Annotated in this window: 18 protein-coding genes; 10 read left to right on the forward strand and 8 right to left on the reverse strand. The window is 59.4% G+C overall.

Annotated elements, in window-relative coordinates:
• Nucleotides 1–48: 48 nt before the first annotated feature.
• The gene (locus KGA98_RS07345; protein WP_057713406.1) at nt 49–984 is read left to right on the forward strand and encodes a glutathione S-transferase family protein; all 936 of its coding nucleotides are present in this window, start codon (nt 49–51) and stop codon (nt 982–984) included.
• A 101-nt stretch (nt 985–1,085) separates the two neighbouring features.
• On the opposite strand, the gene KGA98_RS07350 is transcribed toward KGA98_RS07345, so the two are convergent.
• Both KGA98_RS07350 and yejK read right to left on the reverse strand, forming a co-directional pair.
• Complete coding sequence (locus KGA98_RS07350) at nt 1,086–1,436, reverse strand: glutaredoxin family protein (protein WP_057713407.1); 351 nt, start codon at nt 1,434–1,436, stop codon at nt 1,086–1,088.
• A complete protein-coding gene (gene yejK / locus KGA98_RS07355; protein WP_008018580.1) occupies nt 1,436–2,440 on the reverse strand; it encodes a nucleoid-associated protein YejK in 1,005 nt (334 codons plus the stop codon). The genes KGA98_RS07350 and yejK overlap by 1 nt, the downstream gene beginning before the upstream one ends.
• Nucleotides 2,441–2,836: 396 nt before the next feature.
• Between yejK and KGA98_RS07360 the strand changes: the two genes are divergently transcribed.
• Both KGA98_RS07360 and KGA98_RS07365 read left to right on the forward strand, forming a co-directional pair.
• Nucleotides 2,837–3,118 carry an HU family DNA-binding protein gene (locus tag KGA98_RS07360; protein ID WP_007905514.1) on the forward strand — a complete coding sequence of 94 codons (282 nt, stop codon included), beginning with the start codon at nt 2,837–2,839 and terminating at the stop codon, nt 3,116–3,118.
• Nucleotides 3,119–3,421: 303 nt separating this feature from the next.
• A complete protein-coding gene (locus KGA98_RS07365) occupies nt 3,422–3,856 on the forward strand; it encodes a DUF3757 domain-containing protein (protein ID WP_223501941.1) in 435 nt (144 codons plus the stop codon).
• 155 nt (nt 3,857–4,011) lie between these two features.
• On the opposite strand, the gene rlmF is transcribed toward KGA98_RS07365, so the two are convergent.
• From rlmF to KGA98_RS07390, 5 genes are all read right to left on the reverse strand, one after another.
• On the reverse strand, nt 4,012–5,043 hold the full coding sequence (rlmF, locus tag KGA98_RS07370) for a 23S rRNA (adenine(1618)-N(6))-methyltransferase RlmF (RefSeq protein ID WP_223501942.1): 1,032 nt from the start codon (nt 5,041–5,043) through the stop codon (nt 4,012–4,014).
• Between the two features lie 245 nt (nt 5,044–5,288).
• Entirely contained in the window at nt 5,289–8,135 is a 2,847-nt protein-coding gene (locus KGA98_RS07375) for a valine--tRNA ligase (protein WP_057713409.1), read from the reverse strand.
• Nucleotides 8,136–8,374: 239 nt separating this feature from the next.
• Nucleotides 8,375–9,691, reverse strand: a complete 1,317-nt coding sequence (locus tag KGA98_RS07380) for an MFS transporter (RefSeq protein WP_223501943.1) — start codon at nt 9,689–9,691, stop codon at nt 8,375–8,377.
• A gap of 409 nt (nt 9,692–10,100) precedes the next feature.
• A complete protein-coding gene (locus KGA98_RS07385; protein WP_223501944.1) occupies nt 10,101–11,333 on the reverse strand; it encodes a transporter associated domain-containing protein in 1,233 nt (410 codons plus the stop codon).
• Nucleotides 11,334–11,345: 12 nt separating this feature from the next.
• Nucleotides 11,346–12,158, reverse strand: a complete 813-nt coding sequence (locus tag KGA98_RS07390; RefSeq protein ID WP_223501945.1) for an inner membrane protein YpjD — start codon at nt 12,156–12,158, stop codon at nt 11,346–11,348.
• Nucleotides 12,159–12,368: 210 nt separating this feature from the next.
• Here KGA98_RS07390 and ffh point away from each other — a divergent pair, with 210 nt between their 5' ends.
• From ffh to rplS, 5 genes are all read left to right on the forward strand, one after another.
• A complete protein-coding gene (gene ffh, locus KGA98_RS07395) occupies nt 12,369–13,745 on the forward strand; it encodes a signal recognition particle protein (protein ID WP_056726162.1) in 1,377 nt (458 codons plus the stop codon).
• A 250-nt stretch (nt 13,746–13,995) separates the two neighbouring features.
• Nucleotides 13,996–14,247, forward strand: a complete 252-nt coding sequence (gene rpsP / locus KGA98_RS07400) for a 30S ribosomal protein S16 (protein WP_007972721.1) — start codon at nt 13,996–13,998, stop codon at nt 14,245–14,247.
• Nucleotides 14,248–14,252: 5 nt separating this feature from the next.
• Nucleotides 14,253–14,789, forward strand: coding sequence for a ribosome maturation factor RimM (rimM, locus tag KGA98_RS07405; RefSeq protein ID WP_057713414.1), 537 nt, complete (start codon nt 14,253–14,255; stop codon nt 14,787–14,789).
• A gap of 2 nt (nt 14,790–14,791) precedes the next feature.
• The gene (gene trmD, locus KGA98_RS07410; protein WP_007897583.1) at nt 14,792–15,544 is read left to right on the forward strand and encodes a tRNA (guanosine(37)-N1)-methyltransferase TrmD; all 753 of its coding nucleotides are present in this window, start codon (nt 14,792–14,794) and stop codon (nt 15,542–15,544) included.
• Nucleotides 15,545–15,589: 45 nt separating this feature from the next.
• Entirely contained in the window at nt 15,590–15,940 is a 351-nt protein-coding gene (gene rplS / locus KGA98_RS07415) for a 50S ribosomal protein L19 (protein ID WP_003175895.1), read from the forward strand.
• A 181-nt stretch (nt 15,941–16,121) separates the two neighbouring features.
• Here rplS and KGA98_RS07420 read toward each other — a convergent pair whose 3' ends face one another.
• On the reverse strand, nt 16,122–17,933 hold the full coding sequence (locus tag KGA98_RS07420; protein ID WP_154860473.1) for a cation:proton antiporter: 1,812 nt from the start codon (nt 17,931–17,933) through the stop codon (nt 16,122–16,124).
• Between the two features lie 107 nt (nt 17,934–18,040).
• Between KGA98_RS07420 and xerD the strand changes: the two genes are divergently transcribed.
• Nucleotides 18,041–18,937: a site-specific tyrosine recombinase XerD gene (gene xerD, locus KGA98_RS07425; protein ID WP_056853624.1), complete on the forward strand. Its 897-nt coding sequence runs from the start codon at nt 18,041–18,043 to the stop codon at nt 18,935–18,937.
• 266 nt (nt 18,938–19,203) lie between these two features.
• Nucleotides 19,204–19,935, forward strand: a complete 732-nt coding sequence (dsbC, locus tag KGA98_RS07430) for a bifunctional protein-disulfide isomerase/oxidoreductase DsbC (RefSeq protein WP_057713416.1) — start codon at nt 19,204–19,206, stop codon at nt 19,933–19,935.
• The last annotated feature ends 100 nt before the right edge of the window (nt 19,936–20,035 follow it).

The raw sequence follows: 20,035 nt of genomic DNA on the forward strand, positions 1-20,035 counted from the left end.
GATTGCGCGCTAAGCTGCGGACTCCTGATCCTTGCGGCGGAGCCGAGCATGTCCGAGTTGATTCTGCATCATTACCCGACGTCCCCCTTTGCCGAGAAGGCCCGCCTGCTGTTGGGCTTCAAGGGCTTGTCCTGGCGCTCGGTGAAGATCTCGCCAGTGATGCCAAAACCGGATCTCACGGCGTTGACCGGTGGCTACCGCAAGACACCGGTGTTGCAGGTCGGTGCCGATATCTATTGCGACACGGCATTGATTGCCCGGCGACTGGAGCAGGAAAAGGCCTTGCCGGCGTTCTTCCCGGAAGGTCAGGAAATGATCGCCGCGTCCTTTGCCGCCTGGGCTGATTCGGTGGTGTTCCAGCATGCGGTGAGCCTTGTGTTCCAGCCGGAATCGATTGCCGTGCGTTTCGGTAATTTACCGCAGGAAGCGATCAAGGCGTTCCTGGCCGACCGCGCCGGTTTGTTCAGTGGTGGTAGCGCGACAAAATTGTCTACCGAACAGGCGAAGCACCAGTGGCCGACGATCATGTCGCGTCTGGAACAGCAGTTGCAGCGCGAGGAGGGTGACTACCTGTTTGGCGAGCCGTCGATTGCCGACTTCGCCCTGGCTCATTGCCTCTGGTTCCTCAAGGCCACGCCGGTGACGGCTCCGCTGGTCGAAGCTTATCCGGCAGTCAATGCATGGCATGCGCGGGTATTGGGCTTCGGTCATGGCGCATCCAGCGAGATGAGCTCCGAGGAGGCTCTGGCAGTGGCGCGCACGTCCACGCCAGCGGCATTGCCGGATGAGCAGTTCGTCGATCCCAACGGGTTCACGGCGGGTCAGCAGGTGGTCATCGCGGCCACGGACTATGGTGTTGATCCGGTGGCGGGGGAATTACTGTTTGCCGGCCGCGAAGAACTGATTGTGCGGCGAGAGGACGAACGCGGCGGTGTGGTGCATGTGCACTTCCCGCGGTTTGGTTTCCGGATCGAAGCCTGCTGAAAAAAAACTTTGTGGGAGCGAGCTTGCTCGCGATGGCGGACTGACATTCGACAAAATTGTTGGCTGTGTTGGCCTCATCGCGAGCAAGCTCGCTCCCATAGTTACTTCAACGCAGCCAGAATCGCATCCGGGTCATACCCGCGAATCAGCGTCCCGTTCACATCGATGATCGGAATGCCCCCACCACCCAGCGCCTGATAGTCCTCGCGCGCGGCAGCATCCTTCTCGATGTCGAACTCCTTGTACGCAATGCCTTTCTGATCGAGGAAGCGCCGGGTCAGCTTGCAGTAACCACACCATTCGGTGGCGTAGAGCACAACGTTGGCCTTGGCCTGCGTCTGCGCCGACACCACTTGCGATGGATTGAACACCCGCTCGATCTTGCCCCAGTTCTGATAGGCCACGACCACCAGCAGGATCAGCAGGAATTTCTTCAGTACGCCGCCGAGCATCAGTTGCGACGCTTCAGCTGATCGGTGAGCGAAGTGGGCAGGCCCTTGATGATCAACGTGCCGGCTTCCTCGTCGTACTCGATCTTCGAGCCCAGCAAGTGTGCTTCGAAACTGATCGACAGGCCTTCGGCGCGACCAGTGAATCGGCGGAACTGGTTCAGGGTGCGTTTATCGGCCGGGATTTCCGGCGAGAGGCCGTAATCCTTGTTGCGGATGTGATCGTAGAAAGCCTTCGGGCGTTCTTCGTCGATCAGCCCCGACAACTCTTCCAGGCCCATCGGCTCACCGAGCTTGGCCTGGCTACTGGCGTAATCCACCAGGGTCTTGGTCTTCTCGCGGGCGTCGTCTTCCGGCAGGTCTTCGCTTTCAACGAAATCACTGAAGGCCTTGAGCAGGGTGCGGGTTTCACCCGGACCGTCGACGCCTTCCTGGCAGCCAATGAAGTCGCGGAAATACTCCGAAACCTTTTTGCCGTTCTTGCCTTTGATGAACGAAATGTACTGCTTGGACTGTTTGTTGTTCTGCCACTCGGAAACGTTGATCCGCGCCGCCAGGTGCAACTGGCCAAGGTCGAGGTGGCGGGATGGGGTCACGTCCAGTTCGTCGGTTACGGCCACGCCTTCACTGTGGTGCAGCAGGGCGATGGCCAGGTAGTCGGTCATGCCTTGCTGATAGTGTGCGAACAGCACGTGGCCGCCGACCGACAGGTTCGACTCCTCCATCAGTTTCTGCAGATGCTCGACCGCCACGCGGCTGAACGCAGTGAAATCCTGACCGCCCTCGAGGTACTCCTTAAGCCAGCCGCTGAACGGGAACGCGCCGGATTCCGGATGGAACAGGCCCCAGGCTTTACCCTGTTTGGCGTTATAGCTTTCGTTGAGGTCGGCGAGCATGTTCTCGATGGCCGCAGACTCAGCCAGTTCAGAGTCGCGGGCGTGGAGAACTGCAGGTGTGCCGTCGGGTTTTTTGTCGATCAGGTGGACGATGCAATGACGGATCGGCATGGGCTTCTCGGCTGAATGAAGAGAGGAGGGCGCGCTCCCCCGAAAAAGCGCCCAGTGTACCGCAACCACTGGTTTTGGCGCGGTGCGAAGGGCAATTGACGGGCGACCGACGGCGCTTATGCAGTTTTTTCCTGTTTTAGCGCAATAAAGCTGACCAAATGGGTAGCTAGAGGCGGATATTTCCACGTCTGTGTGCTAGCTTTGCCCGGTCTTGCGCGAAGTCACTGCGTTAAGCGTGCAGTCAGCATTTGTCAGGTCGAACCAAACCCTGATTTCGGTATCTATAACCCCGATCCCGAGGTTATTTGGCCGAGGGTGCCAGATCCAGAAGATCGGGCTCGATAGCTGACATTGCACTCTGCAATCCATATGAATTTGATAGGGAAGGAACACTAAATGGCTCTTACTAAAGACCAACTGATCGCCGACATCGCTGAAGCTATCGACGCGCCGAAAACCACCGCGCGTAACGCTCTGGACCAACTGGGCCAAATCGTTGCCGATCAGCTGGAAAACGGCGGCGAAATCACTCTGCCAGGTATCGGCAAGCTGAAAGTGACTGAGCGCCCTGCCCGTACTGGCCGTAACCCTTCGACTGGCGCTGCCATCGAAATCGCTGCCAAGAAAGTGATCAAGCTGGTTGTGGCCAAAGGCCTGACCGACGCTGTTAACAAGTAAGACTTGTTAAAAAAAACCGTGCACCGGAGCGATCCGGGCACGGTTTTTTTGTGGGCGCTGTAACGGTTTACGCAAAGTAAATTGTTGTAATAATCCATTTGTTTGAAAGCAGTTGTTACCCGCGCACCTGATAGGGATAGCCGTTTTCGCTGAATAGCACATTTCTCTCTGTATAAAACGAACGTTCCTACAGAACTGATAGTTGAGTGTGCGCCTTGGGTCGGTAGTATCAATAAGGCGTAGCGCTTGGCTTTGCGTAATAAGCTAAACCAAATTTCAGTTGTTGGTTACAGGGACGTTTTTATGAAAGTTAAACAGTTGTTGATGTGCGTATCGTTTCTGGTGTCCGGCCAGGCTTTGGCAAATGTTACCGAGTACTGCCCGAGTCCCGCTGACATCAAGGAGTTGGCAGCCGGTGCCTATAAAGCCCCGACAGCAAGTGGAGAGGGCGAATGGCACGGTGTTTCGCAAACCGGGCGTGGGCCGGTAGGTGAGTTCGAGTTGGCGATATTCGCGCCTCGCGTATCAGCCGAGAGAGGCACTGTTGCCGGTGAGATTCTGCGTTGTGGTTACAAACTGCAAAATGGAGGCGATCTGGATATGAGGTACAAGCGAGAGGGAACTATTGTAAGTATTGATACCAGTGGACCATGGGAGCAATGGTATGGTCAGTATTACTGCGAAAGCAAAGAGGCGCGAGCTTGTGCGTTCACAGAGAATGTTCGTACAAAACGTTAAAGCGAAGATATCTAAACTTTCCTGTTATCGAAGTTGCAGGAAAGTTGTCAGGCAGTTGGTGGTTACAGATCTGAGCGTCACTGTTCATCGCTAAGGTCTGTTAAAAGCCGTGTACAGGAGTCATCCGGGCACGGCTTTTTTGTGCGTCTGGCTTTTTACTCGGCTGTAGCTTTCGACCATCGTGCCTGACGCCAGGCCTGTTGCTGCGCTTTGGTCTGGAAGGTCCAGGCGACGAAGCGGCTCTGCTTTTGGCCTTGGCCCATTTCGACCACTTGGCTGTCCAAAGCACCGACCTTTTTCAAGGCGGTCTGGATCGCCGGCAGGTTCGACGCCTTCGACACCAGTGTGCTGAACCACAGCACTTGTTGCGCCACTTGTACGCTCTCGCTGACCAGTTGCGTGACGAAACGCACCTCCCCACCCTCACACCACAATTCCGCCGCTTGCCCGCCGAAGTTCAGCACTGGCAGCTTGCGTTTCGGATCGGCTTTGCCCAGGGAGCGCCATTTGCGTGTGCTGCCCCGTGTGGCCTCGTCCAGCGAGGCGTGGAACGGCGGGTTGCACATCGTGAGGTCAAAGCGCTCTGCGCTCTCCAGCAGGCCGGTGAGGATCTGCTTGGGGTTGCTCTGCTGACGTACCTGGATCGCTTTGTTCAGGCCATTGGATTGAATGATGGCCTTCGCCGCGGCGATGGCGGTCGCATCGATATCGGAACCGAGGAACTGCCAGCGATAGTCGCTGTAACCGATCAGCGGATACACGCAGTTGGCGCCCATGCCAATGTCCAGCACCTTCACTGCGGCGCCACGGGGGATCACACCGTCATTGCCACTGGCCAGCAGGTCGGCGAGGAAGTGCACGTAATCGGCGCGGCCTGGCACCGGTGGGCACAGGTAGTCGGCCGGAATGTCCCAGTGAGCGATGCCATAGAACGACTTGAGCAGCGCCCGGTTGAACACCCGCACGGCTTCCGGGCTGGCGAAGTCGATGCTTTCCTTGCCGTACGGATTGATGATTACGAATTTCTTCAGTTCCGGGGCACTTTTGATCAGCGCCGGAAAGTCGTAGCGACCCTGATGGCGATTGCGCGGGTGCAGGCTGGCCTTTTCCTTCGGGGCGACGGCCGTGGCCGGGGTCTTCGGGGCAGGCTTTTTGCGCGCAGGCTTGGGGGAGCGGGGGGCGGTCATGGCGGTGGTCGATTCGGGTATGGCTAAAAGTGGCGGGCATTGTCCCACATCTGTGGGGCAACACCGATCAAATGTGGGAGCGGGCTTGCTCGCGAAAGCGGACTTTCAGTCGATATTTATATCGAGTGTTATGGCCTCTTCGCGAGCAAGCCCGCTCCCACAGGAGATCTTCATTGGATGTAAGAAAGTGACAGGCATAAAAAAGGGAGGCCGCATGGGCCTCCCTCTTTCATTGCGATCTGCCGTTACAAACTGGCAATCCGCGCATGCTGCTCGGCCAGCTTGCCCAGGGCCTGTTCGGCCTCGGCCAGTTTGGCGCGTTCTTTCTCGATGACTTCAGCCGGTGCCTTGTCAACGAAACCGGCGTTGGACAGCTTGCCGCCGACACGTTGCACTTCACCTTGCAGGCGCTGGATTTCCTTGTCCAGACGCGCCAGTTCCGCACCTTTGTCGATCAAGCCGGCCATTGGCACCAGCACTTCCATCTCGCCGACCAGTGCGGTGGCGGACAGCGGTGCTTCTTCGCCAGCAGCCAGCACAGTGATCGATTCCAGGCGCGCCAGCTTCTTCAGCAGGGCTTCATTCTCGGTCAGACGACGCTGGTCCTCGGCGCTGACGTTCTTCAGGAACAGCGGCAGCGGTTTGCCCGGGCCGATGTTCATTTCGCCGCGGATGTTACGGGTGCCGAGCATCAGGCCCTTGAGCCATTCGATGTCATCTTCGGCCGCCTGATCGATGCGTGTTTCGTTGGCCACTGGCCAAGGTTGCAGCATGATCGTCTTGCCTTCGATGCCGGCCAGGGGCGCGATGCGCTGCCAGATTTCTTCGGTGATGAACGGCATGAACGGGTGCGCCAGACGCAGGGCGACTTCCAGTACGCGCACCAGGGTGCGACGGGTGCCGCGCTGGCGTTCGACCGGTGCGTTTTCGTCCCACAGCACAGGCTTGGAGAGTTCCAGGTACCAGTCGCAATACTGGTTCCAGATGAACTCGTACAAGGCTTGTGCTGCCAGGTCGAAACGGAACTGGTCAAGCTGGCGGGTCACTTCGGCTTCGGTGCGCTGCAGCTGCGAAATGATCCAGCGGTCAGCCAGGGACAGCTCAAAGGCTTCGCCGTTCTGGCCGCAGTCTTCGCCCTTGTCCAGTACGTAGCGCGCCGCGTTCCAGATCTTGTTGCAGAAGTTGCGATAACCTTCGACGCGGCCCATGTCGAACTTGATGTCACGACCGGTGGACGCCAGCGAGCAGAAGGTGAAGCGCAGGGCGTCGGTGCCGTAGCTGGCGATGCCTTCGGCGAACTCGTCGCGGGTCTGCTTCTCGATCTTCTTCGCCAGTTTCGGCTGCATCATGCCGGAGGTGCGCTTCTGCACCAGGGCTTCGAGTTCGATGCCGTCGATGATGTCCAACGGGTCCAGGACGTTGCCCTTGGACTTGGACATCTTCTGGCCCTGGCCATCGCGCACCAGGCCGTGGACGTAGACGGTCTTGAACGGAACCTGCGGAGTGCCGTCTTCGTTTTTCACCAAATGCATGGTGAGCATGATCATCCGGGCAACCCAGAAGAAAATGATGTCGAAGCCAGTCACGAGGACGTCGGTGGAGTGGAATTTCTTCAGGAACTCGGTTTTTTCCGGCCAGCCGAGGGTGGAGAACGTCCACAGGCCCGAGCTGAACCAGGTGTCGAGAACGTCGTTGTCCTGTTGAAGCGCAACGTCCGGGCCGAGGTTGTGCTTGGCCCGCACTTCGGCTTCGTCGCGACCGACGTAGACCTTGCCCGACTCGTCGTACCAGGCCGGAATCCGGTGGCCCCACCACAACTGGCGGCTGATGCACCAGTCCTGGATGTCGCGCATCCACGAGAAGTACATGTTTTCGTACTGCTTCGGCACGAACTGGATACGGCCGTCTTCAACGGCGGCAATCGCAGGCTCGGCCAAAGGCTTGGTGGACACGTACCACTGGTCGGTCAGCCAAGGCTCGATGACGGTGCCGGAGCGGTCGCCTTTCGGTACCTTCAGGGCGTGATCGTCAACGCTGACCAACAGGCCGGCGGCGTCGAATGCGGCCACGATCTGCTTGCGCGCTTCGAAGCGGTCGAGACCGGCGTATTCGGCCGGGATCTTGCCGTCGATGGTTTCGTTCAGCGTGCCGTCGAGGTTGAACACCTGGCAAGCCGGCAGGACCGATGCGTTCTTGTCGAAGATGTTCAGCAGCGGCAGGTTGTGACGCTTGCCGACTTCATAGTCGTTGAAGTCGTGGGCCGGGGTGATTTTCACGCAGCCGGTGCCGAATTCAGGGTCGCAATAATCGTCGGCGATGATCGGGATGCGGCGGCCAACCAGTGGCAGCTCGACAAATTTGCCGATCAGGGCTTTGTAGCGTTCATCGTTCGGGTTAACGGCCACGGCGGAGTCGCCGAGCATGGTTTCCGGGCGAGTGGTCGCGACGATCAGGAAGTCGTTGCCTTCAGCGGTCTTGGCGCCGTCGGCCAGCGGGTATTTCAGGTTCCACAGGAAACCTTTCTCGTCGTGGTTTTCCACTTCGAGGTCGGAAATCGCCGTGTGCAGCTTGGTGTCCCAGTTGACCAGGCGCTTGCCGCGGTAGATCAGGCCGTCTTCGTGCAGGCGGACGAAAGCCTCTTTAACGGCTTCCGAGAGGCCGTCGTCCATGGTGAAGCGCTCGCGGCTCCAATCTACGGACGAACCGAGACGACGGATCTGACGGCTGATGTTGCCACCGGACTCATCTTTCCACTCCCAGACTTTCTCGAGGAATTTCTCGCGGCCCAGGTCATGGCGGCTCTGGCCCTTGGCTTCGAGCTGACGCTCCACCAACATCTGCGTGGCGATACCGGCGTGGTCGGTGCCCGGCTGCCACAAGGTGTTGCGACCCTGCATGCGGCGGAAACGGATCAGGGCGTCCATGATCGCGTTGTTGAAGCCGTGACCCATGTGCAGGCTGCCGGTGACGTTCGGCGGCGGGATCATGATGGTGTAGGACTCGCCCGCGCCTTGCGGGGCGAAGTAATTCTCTGACTCCCAGGTGTTGTACCAGGAAGTTTCAATGGCGTGCGGCTGGTAGGTCTTATCCATGCGCGGCGGGACCCTATTGGCATTTATTCAGGAAAAGCCGGGAAGTATAGCGGGGATGAGCCCATGCGCGTAGAGCGAGGTGACAATGGGTGGGGGAAAAGTTGTGGTTTTTCGGGGAGTGTTTTGTCTGCAATGACGCCATCGCGGGCAAGCCACGCTCCCACAGGATCAGTGTCGATCACAAAATAGTGGTTCGACAAAAAAACTGTGGGAGCGGGCTTGCCCGCGAAAGCAATCTGTCAGGCGATCTGATTCAAATCGTTATGTCGCGTTTCCTTCAGGCACAGCACCGCGATCAAACTCAGCACCGCCGCCGCGGACACATAACCGCCGACATAACTCAACCCGCCCATCGCCACCAGTTTCTGGGCGAAGAACGGCGCCGCGGAAGCACCGACGATACCGCCCAGGTTGTAGGCCGCCGAGGCGCCGGTGTAGCGCACGTGGGTGGGGAACAGCTCCGGCAGCAACGCCCCCATAGGCGCAAATGTCACACCCATCAGAAACAGTTCGATGCACAGGAACAACGCCACGCCCCAGGTCGAGCCTTGGGTCAATAGTGGTTCCATGAGGAAGCCGGACAGGATCGCCAGCACACCGCCGATGATCAGCACCGGCTTGCGCCCATAACGGTCACTGGCCCAGGCCGACAGCGGGGTGGCGGCAGCCATGAACAGCACCGCGAAGCACAACAGGCCGAGGAAGGTTTCGCGGCTGTAGCCGAGCGTGGCCACGCCGTAACTCAGGGAAAACACGGTGGAGATGTAAAACAGCGCGTAGCACACGACCATCGCGCCGGCGCCCAGCAAGACGGGTACCCAGTATTGGCCGAACAGCTCGAACAGGGGGATCTTCACTCGTTCCTGGCGCGCCATGGCATTGGCGAATACCGGGGTCTCATGCAGCTTGAGACGAACGTACAGGCCGACCATCACCAGTGCGGCGCTGAGCAGGAACGGAATACGCCAGCCCCATGAGCGGAACTGTTCGTCATCCAGCACCACGGCCAGGGTCAGGAACAGGCCGTTGGCCGCCAGAAAGCCGATGGATGGACCCAGCTGCGGGAACATGCCGAACCACGCGCGCTTGCCTTTCGGCGCGTTCTCCGTGGCCAGCAATGCCGCGCCGCCCCATTCGCCGCCCAATCCAAGGCCTTGGCCGAAGCGCAGGACGCAAAGCAGGATCGGTGCCCAGGCGCCGATGCTGTCGTATCCCGGCAGCACGCCGATCAGCGTGGTGCACACGCCCATCAGCAGCAGCGAGGCGACCAGGGTCGACTTGCGGCCGATACGGTCGCCGAAGTGACCGAAAAGGGCCGAACCCAAGGGGCGTGCAAGGAAGGCGATGCCGAACGTGAGAAAAGCCGAAAGCATCTGGGCGGTGCCGGATGTCTGCGGAAAGAACACCGGGCCGATCACCAGCGCGGCAGCGGTGGCATAGACGTAGAAGTCGTAGAACTCGATGGCGGTACCGATGAAGCTTGCGGTGGCCACGCGGGTGGCGGAGTTCGTCGGTTGCGCAGGTGTGGAGTCGCTGTAAGTCGTGCTGGTCGTCATGCGGTTATCCCTGACAGTCATGTGCTCCAGTGGAGCGAATTATTATGGTCGAGAACCCAGGGATGTGGGCGGAGGCACGGTCGCTGTTCAAGGTAGGAACAGTCGTCGGTTTGTTGCGGATTTTGCTGGTGGACAGGCCGGATGCTGCGAAGTGCGGGGTAAGCACGGGGCCGGCGAGGCTTGGGTAAGCGTTTCGATTATAGGAAGGTGGCTAACGATCGAACAAGAGGGCTTGCGAGGACATTGTGGCGAGGGGGCTTGTCGGAACGCCGCACCGCCCCGTTCGGCTGCGAAGCAGTCGTAAAGTCGGCAGCCACGGTGTACCAGATGAAAAGTAGTTGCATGGTTTAGCACTGCTTCGCAGCGCAACGGGGGCAAGCCCCCTCGCCACAAGGATTTGTGTCGGGTTTTAGATAACGACAGGCATCGGGCTGGTCTGCCAGATCAGCACCCGCGTGACACGGTTTTCCTCGGTTTCGAGAATTTCCAGGCGATACCGACCGATCTTCAGGCACACCGCGCTTTCGGGAATGGTTTCCAGGGCCTCGGTGACCAGACCGTTCAGGGTTTTCGGGCCATCGCTGGGCAGGTGCCAGCCGAGGCTCTTGTTCAGCTCGCGAATGGACGCGGCACCGTCGATCACCAGGCGTCCGTCGGCTTGCGGATGAATGTGCGGATTGTCCAGGCTCTGCTGGCTTTCGAACTCGCCGACGATTTCTTCGAGAATGTCTTCCAGGGTGACGATGCCCAGCACTTCGCCGTATTCGTCGACCACCATGCCCAGGCGCCGCTGCTGCTTGTGAAAGTTGAGCAGTTGCAGTTGCAACGGGGTACTTTCCGGCACGAAATACGGCTCGTGGCTGGCCGCCAGCAACGCTTCCCTGGTCAGGCTCGCATCGGGCAGCAAGTGAAGGATGTGTCGGGTGTTGAGGACGGCTTCGACCTGGTTGATATCACTGTGGAACACCGGCAGGCGCGTGCGTTTGTTGTGGCGCAATTGTTCGATGATTTCTTCGATGGAGTCATCGAGATTGATGCCGTCCACGTCGCTGCGCGGTACCAGGATGTCATTGACGGTAATGTTGTCCAGCGCGTGGATGCCTGGCAGTGGGTGAGGGCGGCTTGCGGTTTCGGAGGGCGCATGCCGCTCCGTCAGCGCTTCGTCCTCGCTTTGTTGCACCACTTTGGCTTTACGGGCGAATGGGCGCGTCAGCAACTGACTGATGCTGTTGAGCAGCCATGCCGCGGGATAGATGATTTTCAGCGGTAACCGCAGCAGGTTGTTGCCCTGGGCCAGGATCGCATCCGGATAGCGGGTGGCGAGGGCGCGTGGCAAATAGTCGGAAAACACCAGCAACATGGCGCCCGCTCCGAGGCAGGCGACCCACGGGCCGTTCTCGGCCCAGGTGAACATGGCCAGCAAGGTGCTGATGACCACCACGAGTGCACGGCACAGAGTGTTGCAAAAAATCAGGCTGGCCAGTGGGAAGCTGAGTTTCGCTACCGGTTTGTCGCTGGAACGCGTTGCGGTGCGCTGGGCCAGCAAATGCTGGTGCGCCGCTTCGATGGCGGTAAACAGCCCTGACCATAAAACCAGCAGGGTCACTACCGCGAGCATCGGCCCTATGGGCAAGTCGTCCATTAATGCCGCCCGTCAGATATGCAGGATGTATTCACGAACCAGCTTGCTGCCGAAATACGCCAGCATCAACAGGCAAAAACCGGCCAGGGTCCAGCGAATGGCTTTGTGCCCTCGCCAGCCAAGGCGATTGCGTCCCCACAGCAGCACGCTGAAAACGACCCAGGCCAGGCAGGCCAGCAGTGTTTTGTGTACCAGATGCTGGGCGAACAGGTTCTCGACGAACAGCCAGCCGGAAATCAGCGACAGCGACAACAGCGTCCAGCCGGCCCATAGGAAACCGAACAGCAGGCTTTCCATGGTTTGCAGCGGCGGGAAGTTCTTGATCAGCCCGGATGGGTGTTTGTGCTTGAGCTGGTGGTCTTGAATCAGCAGCAGCAAGGACTGGAACACCGCGATGGTGAACATGCCATAGGCCAGGATCGAAAGCAGGATGTGGGCGAGGATACCCGGCTCCTCATTGATGACCTGTACCGTGCCGGCGGGAGCAAAATGCGCCAGCAACACGGTCAAGGCCCCAAGCGGGAGCAGCAGGACCAGCAGGTTCTCCACCGGAATCCGCGAACAGGCCAGCAGGGTCAGTGCGATGACCGCCACGGCTATCAGGCTGGCGGCACTGAAGAAGTCCAGGGCCAGGCCGGTCGGGGTCAGCAGGTGGGTGAGCAGGCTGGCGCTGTGGGCCAATACGGCGAGCACGCCGAGCATGACCAGCAGGCGTTTGTTGACCTTGGCGCCGGACGCCAGGCGAGTGCCCTGGTAAATGGTCGCAGCGGCGTACAAGCAGGCGGCGGCGAGAGTAGTTAGCAAGCTGGGTGACAAGGGGAGCATAAATCCTGTTAGGCAAGCCCGAAAGTCGCTGAGTTTGGCATAGAACCCCCGCCACACGAAAGACCGCGCAACCCGACGGCGAGGTGTCCGCCGGCCGCAGTCTTCGCTATAATCCGCGACCTGCCCACGCCGCAGGCTCGCCGAGCACACGTTTAGTCCGGTCCGGGCCGCCATTATCCCGGTCTACACAGGGCCTGAAAGGATCGCGCAATGTTTGAAAACTTAACCGACCGTCTCTCGCAGACGCTGCGCCATGTCACCGGCAAGGCCAAGCTGACTGAAGACAACATCAAAGACACCCTGCGCGAAGTGCGCATGGCGTTGCTCGAAGCCGACGTCGCCCTGCCGGTGGTCAAGGACTTCGTCAATTCGGTCAAGGAACGCGCCGTCGGCACCGAGGTGTCACGCAGCCTGACGCCGGGCCAGGCCTTCGTGAAGATCGTCCAGGCCGAACTCGAAAGCCTGATGGGCGCGGCCAACGAAGATTTGAACCTGAGCGCAGTGCCGCCAGCGGTCATCCTCATGGCAGGTTTGCAGGGCGCTGGTAAAACCACCACCGCCGGCAAGCTCGCGCGCTTCCTTAAAGAGCGCAAGAAGAAGTCGGTCATGGTCGTGTCCGCCGACGTTTATCGTCCAGCGGCGATCAAGCAGCTGGAAATGCTCGCCGGTGAAGTCGGCGTTACCTTCTTCCCGTCCGACCTGAGCCAGAAGCCGGTCGAGATCGCGCAAGCGGCTATTAAGGAAGCCAAACTCAAATTCATCGACGTGGTCATCGTCGATACCGCCGGTCGCCTGCACATCGATGAAGAGATGATGGGCGAGATCAAGGCCCTGCACGCCGCGATCAACCCGGTCGAAACCCTGTTCGTGGTCGACGCCATGACCGGCCAGGACGCCGCCAACACGGCCAAGGCCTTCGGCGATGCATTGCCGCTGACCGGTGTGATCCTGACCAAGGTCGACGGCGACGCCCGTGGCGGTGCCGCACTGTCGGTGCGCGCCATCACCGGCAAGCCGATCAAGTTCATCGGTATGGGCGAGAAGAGCGAAGCGCTCGATCCGTTCCATCCTGAGCGTATCGCCTCGCGCATCCTCGGCATGGGCGACGTGCTCAGCCTGATCGAGCAGGCGGAAGCGACCCTCGACAAGGACAAGGCCGACAAGCTGGCCAAGAAGCTGAAGAAGGGCAAGGGCTTCGACCTCGAAGACTTCCGCGATCAGCTGCAACAGATGAAGAACATGGGCGGCCTCGGCGGGCTCATGGACAAGCTGCCGAACATGGGTGGCGTGAACCTGGCGCAAATGGGCAATGCCCAGGGTGCGGCAGAGAAGCAATTCAAGCAGATGGAAGCCATCATCAACTCCATGACCCCGGCCGAGCGCCGCGACCCTGAGATGATCAGTGGTTCGCGCAAGCGCCGGATCGCCATGGGTTCCGGCACCCAGGTGCAGGACATCGGCCGCTTGATCAAGCAGCACAAGCAGATGCAGAAGATGATGAAGAAGTTCTCTGCAAAAGGCGGAATGGCCAAGATGATGCGCGGCATGGGCGGAATGTTGCCCGGCGGCGGCATGCCAAAGATGTAAAGAATCCGCGCCGGTCATCGCACCGGCGCAGACCCGCAAGGAAGCGGGATCTCCAGCAAACCCGCACTTGGCGGGAGCTGACCGGCCGTTTTCAACGACGGCTCTATAGCAAATCTGCATGGCGGCCGATAGACCGCCGGAAAAAGTCATTTGCAAAAGTCCGGATATTCCTTAGAATATGCGGCCTTTCGGGCACCCATGCCCGCTGTGCCTTTAGATTTGCAGCACCGACTACAGGAACGATGTTCACATGCTAACAATCCGTCTTGCCCTTGGCGGCTCCAAAAAGCGCCCGTTTTACCACTTGACCGTAACCGACAGCCGCAACCCGCGCGACGGTTCGCACAAGGAACAGGTTGGCTACTTCAACCCTGTTGCCCGTGGTCAGGAAGTTCGTCTGTCCGTGAACCAAGAGCGCGTAGCCTACTGGCTGAGCGTTGGTGCACAACCTTCTGAGCGCGTTGCTCAGTTGTTGAAGGAATCTGCTAAGGCTGCGGCCTGAGCAATATGAACGCGACGCCAGCCATTGCTGATGATTTGATCGTTATCGGCAAGATTTATTCTGTTCACGGCGTTCGCGGCGAAGTGAAGGTGTACTCCTTTACTGATCCGATTAAAAACCTGCTGGACTACAAAACCTGGACGCTCAAGCGTGACGGTAATGTAAAGCAGGTAGAGCTGGTCAGCGGACGCGGGAATGACAAGTTCCTGGTCGCAAAGCTCAAGGGTCTCGATGATCGCGAAGAAGCTCGTCTTCTGGCCGGTTATGAGATCTGCGTGCCGCGCAACCTGTTCCCTGAACTGACCGACGGCGAGTACTACTGGTACCAGCTGGAAGGTCTCAAGGTCATCGATACGCACGGACAACTGTTCGGAAAAATCGATCACCTGCTGGAGACCGGCTCGAACGATGTCATGGTGGTCAAGCCTTGCGCTGGCAGCCTGGATGATCGCGAACGCCTGTTGCCCTATACGGAGCAATGCGTGTTGGCCGTCGACCTGGCCGCGGGCGAGATGAAGGTGGATTGGGACGCGGATTTCTAAGCGTGGCTAACTTGCGCGTAGAAGTGATCAGTCTGTTTCCCGAGATGTTTTCCGCCATCAGCGAGTACGGCATCACCAGTCGGGCGGTGAAACAGGGGCTCTTGCAGCTCACCTGTTGGAATCCGCGAGACTACACGACGGATCGACATCACACTGTGGACGATCGCCCGTTTGGCGGTGGTCCGGGCATGGTGATGAAGATCAAGCCCCTGGAAGATGCTCTGGTTCAGGCCAAGGCAGCAGCCGGGGAGGCGGCGAAGGTGATTTACCTGTCCCCCCAAGGCCGTCAACTGACTCAGTCGGCGGTACGCGAGTTGGCGAATCTGGATGCATTGATCCTGATTGCCGGCCGCTATGAAGGCATTGACGAGCGTTTTATTGATGCTCATGTCGATGAAGAGTGGTCGATTGGCGACTATGTACTGTCTGGCGGCGAGCTGCCGGCGATGGTCCTGATCGATGCGGTTACACGACTGCTGCCTGGAGCTTTAGGGCATGCGGACTCCGCCGAGGAAGATTCCTTTACGGATGGTTTGCTGGATTGCCCGCACTACACCCGACCGGAGGTGTATGCGGATCAGCGTGTTCCCGACGTATTGCTAAGTGGCAATCACGCGCACATCCGGCGTTGGCGTTTACAGCAGTCCCTTGGTCGGACCTTTGAACGACGCGCCGATCTTCTGGAAAGCCGCTCGCTTTCTGGAGAAGAGAAGAAGCTGCTCGAGGAATACATCCGCGAGCGGGACGATAGTTAACAACGTATCGATGGTAGATCCGACGATTTACCTTAGGAGCACAGCATGACTAACAAAATCATCCTTGCACTCGAAGCAGAGCAGATGACCAAAGAGATCCCTACCTTTGCCCCGGGCGACACCATTGTCGTTCAGGTGAAAGTGAAGGAAGGCGACCGTTCGCGTCTGCAAGCGTTCGAAGGTGTTGTTATCGCCAAGCGTAACCGCGGCGTAAACAGTGCATTCACCGTTCGTAAAATCTCCAACGGTGTTGGCGTAGAGCGTACTTTCCAGACCTACTCCCCGCAAATCGACAGCATGGCTGTCAAGCGTCGCGGTGACGTACGTAAAGCCAAGCTGTACTACCTGCGCGACCTGTCGGGCAAAGCAGCTCGCATCAAGGAAAAACTGGCTTAAGTCCAGCTTCCGATGCAAAAAAAGCAGCCTGCGGGCTGCTTTTTTGTTGCCTGCGATTTAACGAATTCTCCGGATCGCGGCCTGACGCGAGACCGGGTTGCGGCCATCGCGAGCAAGCTCGCTCCCACAGTAGATCTTCTGCGACCAATGCCTGTGGGAGCGAGCTTGCTCGCGATGCGATTTACGTAGCGTCGCTGGTTTCAGGCTGAATCAACGCCAACAACGTCCACCCTGCTGAAGGCTTGACCGCACTGTCCGGCGTCACCACATGCACCCAGCCACTGTCATCACGAGCAAACAGCAGAGTCGCACGCTCGCCATGCAACGCCTGATAGTCCTCCCAGCCAAAGCCCTCGGTCAGGTTCGTGCTGTACAACTCAGCCCCCTGATGCAGCTGATTGGCCAGCTTGATGTAGGTTAACTCTTCATTGCCTAGCAAACGCCCGCGATGTTCATGGCTGGCGCGATGTTTGTCGGTGCGTCGGCTCTCCTGGCCGCTGGCCAGTCCGAACAGCCGTTGATGGCCGAAATCATGGCGAAAACGCATTGCGGCGAGGGTGTTCAACTCGCCGGACGGTGACAACGCCAGCAAATGTCCAAGCCCGACCAGATCCAGATGCGCATCGGCATGTTGCGAGGCCGGGTTGCCAAAATAGGTCGGCAAGCCTTCCATCCGGGCTGCGCGAATGTTTTCCCAGCTCGAATCCGTCAACAGTACGCGACTGCCCAGTTGCTGCAGGGCCTTGCCCAGCGTGCGCGCAGGTCCGTTGGCGCCGATGATCAGAAAGCCGCTCGGTGCCGGTTCCGCCACCTTCAGCAGGCGCGCCAGCGGTCGTGCCGTCGCGCTTTGCAACACCACCGTGCCGATGATCACCGCAAAGGTGAGCGGCACCAGCAGCAACGCTCCCTGGTGACCGGCCTCATGCAGGCGAATGGCGAAGATTGCCGACACCGCCGCTGCCACGATGCCCCTTGGGGCAATCCACGCCAGCAGCGCCCGTTCGCGCCAACCCAGGCTGGAGCCCGCCGTGCTCAGCAGCACATTCAAAGGGCGGGCGATGAACTGAATGACCAGCAGCAAAATCAGCACCAGAGGCCCGAGGCCGATCATGGCGTTCAGGTCCAGCCGTGCCGCCAGCAGAATGAACAGGCCGGAGATCAGCAACACGCTGAGGTTTTCCTTGAAATGCAGGATGTGCCGTACATCCACGCCTTTCATGTTGGCCAGCCACATGCCCATCAGTGTCACGGCCAGCAACCCGGATTCATGGGTGACCTCGTTGGAGGCAATGAAAATACCCAGGACTGCCGCGAGCGCCGCCAGGTTGTGCAGGTATTCCGGCAGCCACTGGCGGCGAATCAGGGTGCCGAGCAACCAGCCACCAAAAATACCGAACAGGCTCCCGCACAAAATCACGCCGCCGAAGGTCAGCAGGCTTTCCTTGAGGCCGTTACCTTCGGCACTGGCAATGATGAAGCTATAGACGACTACCGCCAGCAGGGCGCCGATGGGGTCGATGACAATGCCTTCCCAGCGCAGGATATTGGCAATCGACGCTTTCGGGCGCACGACGCGCAGCATCGGTACGATCACGGTCGGCCCTGTCACCAGGGTCAGGCTGCCGAACAGGATGGCCAGCAACCAGTCGAAACCCAGCAGCCAGTGAGTGGCGACAGCAATGACCACCCAGGTGGAGAGGGCGCCAATCGTGACCAGGCGATGGACGACGCTGCCGATTTCGCGCCACTCGGACAGATGCAGGGTCAGGCTGCCTTCGAACAGGATCAGCGCCACCGCCAAGGACACCAGCGGCATCAGCAATGGCCCGAACATTTCTTGCGGGTCGAGCAAGTGCAGCACGGGGCCAGCCAGGATGCCGGTCAGCAGCAGAAAAAGAATCGCCGGCAATTTCAAGCGCCAGGCCAGCCATTGGCAAAGCAGCGCCGCCGCGCCTATCCCGCCAAATGCCAATAAAATCTGCTGCTCGCTCATTGCTGCTCCCTGTTCCTTGAAATGGCGGCCTATGAAAGACTAGCGGCCGTTTTCATGTCCAATCTTAATTTTGCGTGCAGCCTCAAGGCTGCATGATTCGAGTACCCATGCCTGCCATCGATCACCCGCTGATAGACCAATTCCTCGATGCCCTGTGGTTGGAGAAAGGTCTTTCCGACAACACCCGCGATGCCTATCGCAGTGACCTGGCGCTGTTCAACGGCTGGTTGCAGGAAAAAGGGCTGGAGCTGATCAACGCTGGCCGCGAACTGATCCTTGATCACCTGGCTTGGCGTCTGGAACAAAACTACAAGCCTCGTTCCACTGCGCGATTTCTCTCCGGTGTGCGTGGGTTCTATCGCTATTTGCTGCGGGAAAAACTCATCGCTGTCGATCCGACCCTTCGCATCGACATGCCGCAGCTGGGCAGGCCGCTGCCGAAATCCTTGTCGGAAGCCGACGTGGAGGCGCTGTTGAAAGCGCCGGACCTGAGCGAAGCCATTGGCCAGCGTGACCGGGCCATGCTTGAAGTCCTGTACGCCTGCGGCCTGCGAGTGACGGAGCTGATCAGCCTGACGCTGGAGCAGGTCAATCTACGTCAGGGCGTGCTGCGTGTGATGGGCAAGGGCAGCAAGGAACGTCTGGTGCCGATGGGTGAAGAGGCAATTGTCTGGGTCGAGCGCTACATGCGCGATGGCCGTGGCGAACTGCTCGGCGGGCGTCCCAGCGATGTGTTGTTCCCGAGTCAGCGTGGCGAGCAGATGACGCGTCAGACCTTCTGGCACCGGATCAAGCACCAGGCCAAGGTGGCCGGGATCGGCAAGTCGCTGTCGCCGCACACCTTGCGCCATGCCTTCGCCACGCATCTGCTCAATCACGGTGCAGACCTGCGGGTGGTGCAGATGCTGCTGGGGCACAGCGATTTGTCTACGACGCAGATCTACACCCATGTTGCACGGGCGCGCTTGCAGGATTTGCACGCCAAGCATCATCCACGCGGGTGAACTTCCCGAGATCCGCTTTTCTGTGGGAGCGGGCTTGCCCGCGAAGAGGTCGGCACATACAACATTGATGTCGCCTGATACGACGCTTTCGCGAGCAAGCCCGCTCCCACAGGAGATTGTGTCGCCACAAATGTCTTGCATCAGGTGCATTCGGCCATGTGGGCCTTATGTGATAGGCTGGGCCGGTTTGCACGATGGGCGTTTATGACCCGGTGTTTCGGCACGGGCGTTCTGATCGTCCCATTTGTCCGTCTTCAGGAGTTCTCATGCGTCTGACCCAGATTTTCGCCGCCGCAGCCATTGCGTTGGTCAGCACCTTTGCCGTCGCCGATGACGCGGCCGACAAAGCCATTCGTAAAAGCCTGGAAAACCTCCAGCTCGAAGTGCCGGTAGAGACCATCACCGCCAGCCCGTTGCCAGGCCTGTACGAAGTCAAGCTCAAGGGCAGCCGTGTGCTGTACGCCAGCGCCGACGGCCAGTACGTGGTTCAGGGCTACCTGTTCGATCTCAAGGACGGCAAGCCGGTCAACCTGACCGAGAAGACCGAGCGCCAGGGCATCTCCAAGCTGATCAACGCCATCCCGGTTGCCGAAACCGTTGTCTACCCGGCCATTGGCGAAACCAAGTCGCACATCACCGTATTCACCGACACCACTTGCCCGTACTGCCACAAGCTGCACGCCGAAGTGCCTGAGCTGAACAAGCGCGGCATCGAAGTGCGTTACGTCGCGTTCCCGCGTCAGGGCCTGGGCTCGCCGGGTGACGAGCAACTGCAAGCGGTGTGGTGCTCGAAAGACAAGAAAGCGGCCATGGACAAAATGGTCGACGGCAAGGAAATCAAGGCCGCCAAGTGCGATAACCCGGTCTCCAAACAGTTCGCCCTCGGCCAGTCGATCGGCGTGAATGGCACACCGGCCATCGTTTTGGCCGACGGTCAGGTCATTCCGGGCTACCAGCCTGCGCCACAAGTCGCCAAACTGGCGCTGGGCGCGAAGTAAATTCGCATCGTCACGGCAAGCCTTGACGATCATGGTCCGGTAGCGACATTCGCCGGGCCATCAATAGAGAGCCGCGAGTCTGCGGTTGTTTTCACGGCCG

Source organism: Pseudomonas sp. BF-R-24 (assembly GCF_019947335.1).
In the GTDB taxonomy this organism is placed as follows: Bacteria; Pseudomonadota; Gammaproteobacteria; order Pseudomonadales; family Pseudomonadaceae; genus Aquipseudomonas; species Aquipseudomonas jessenii.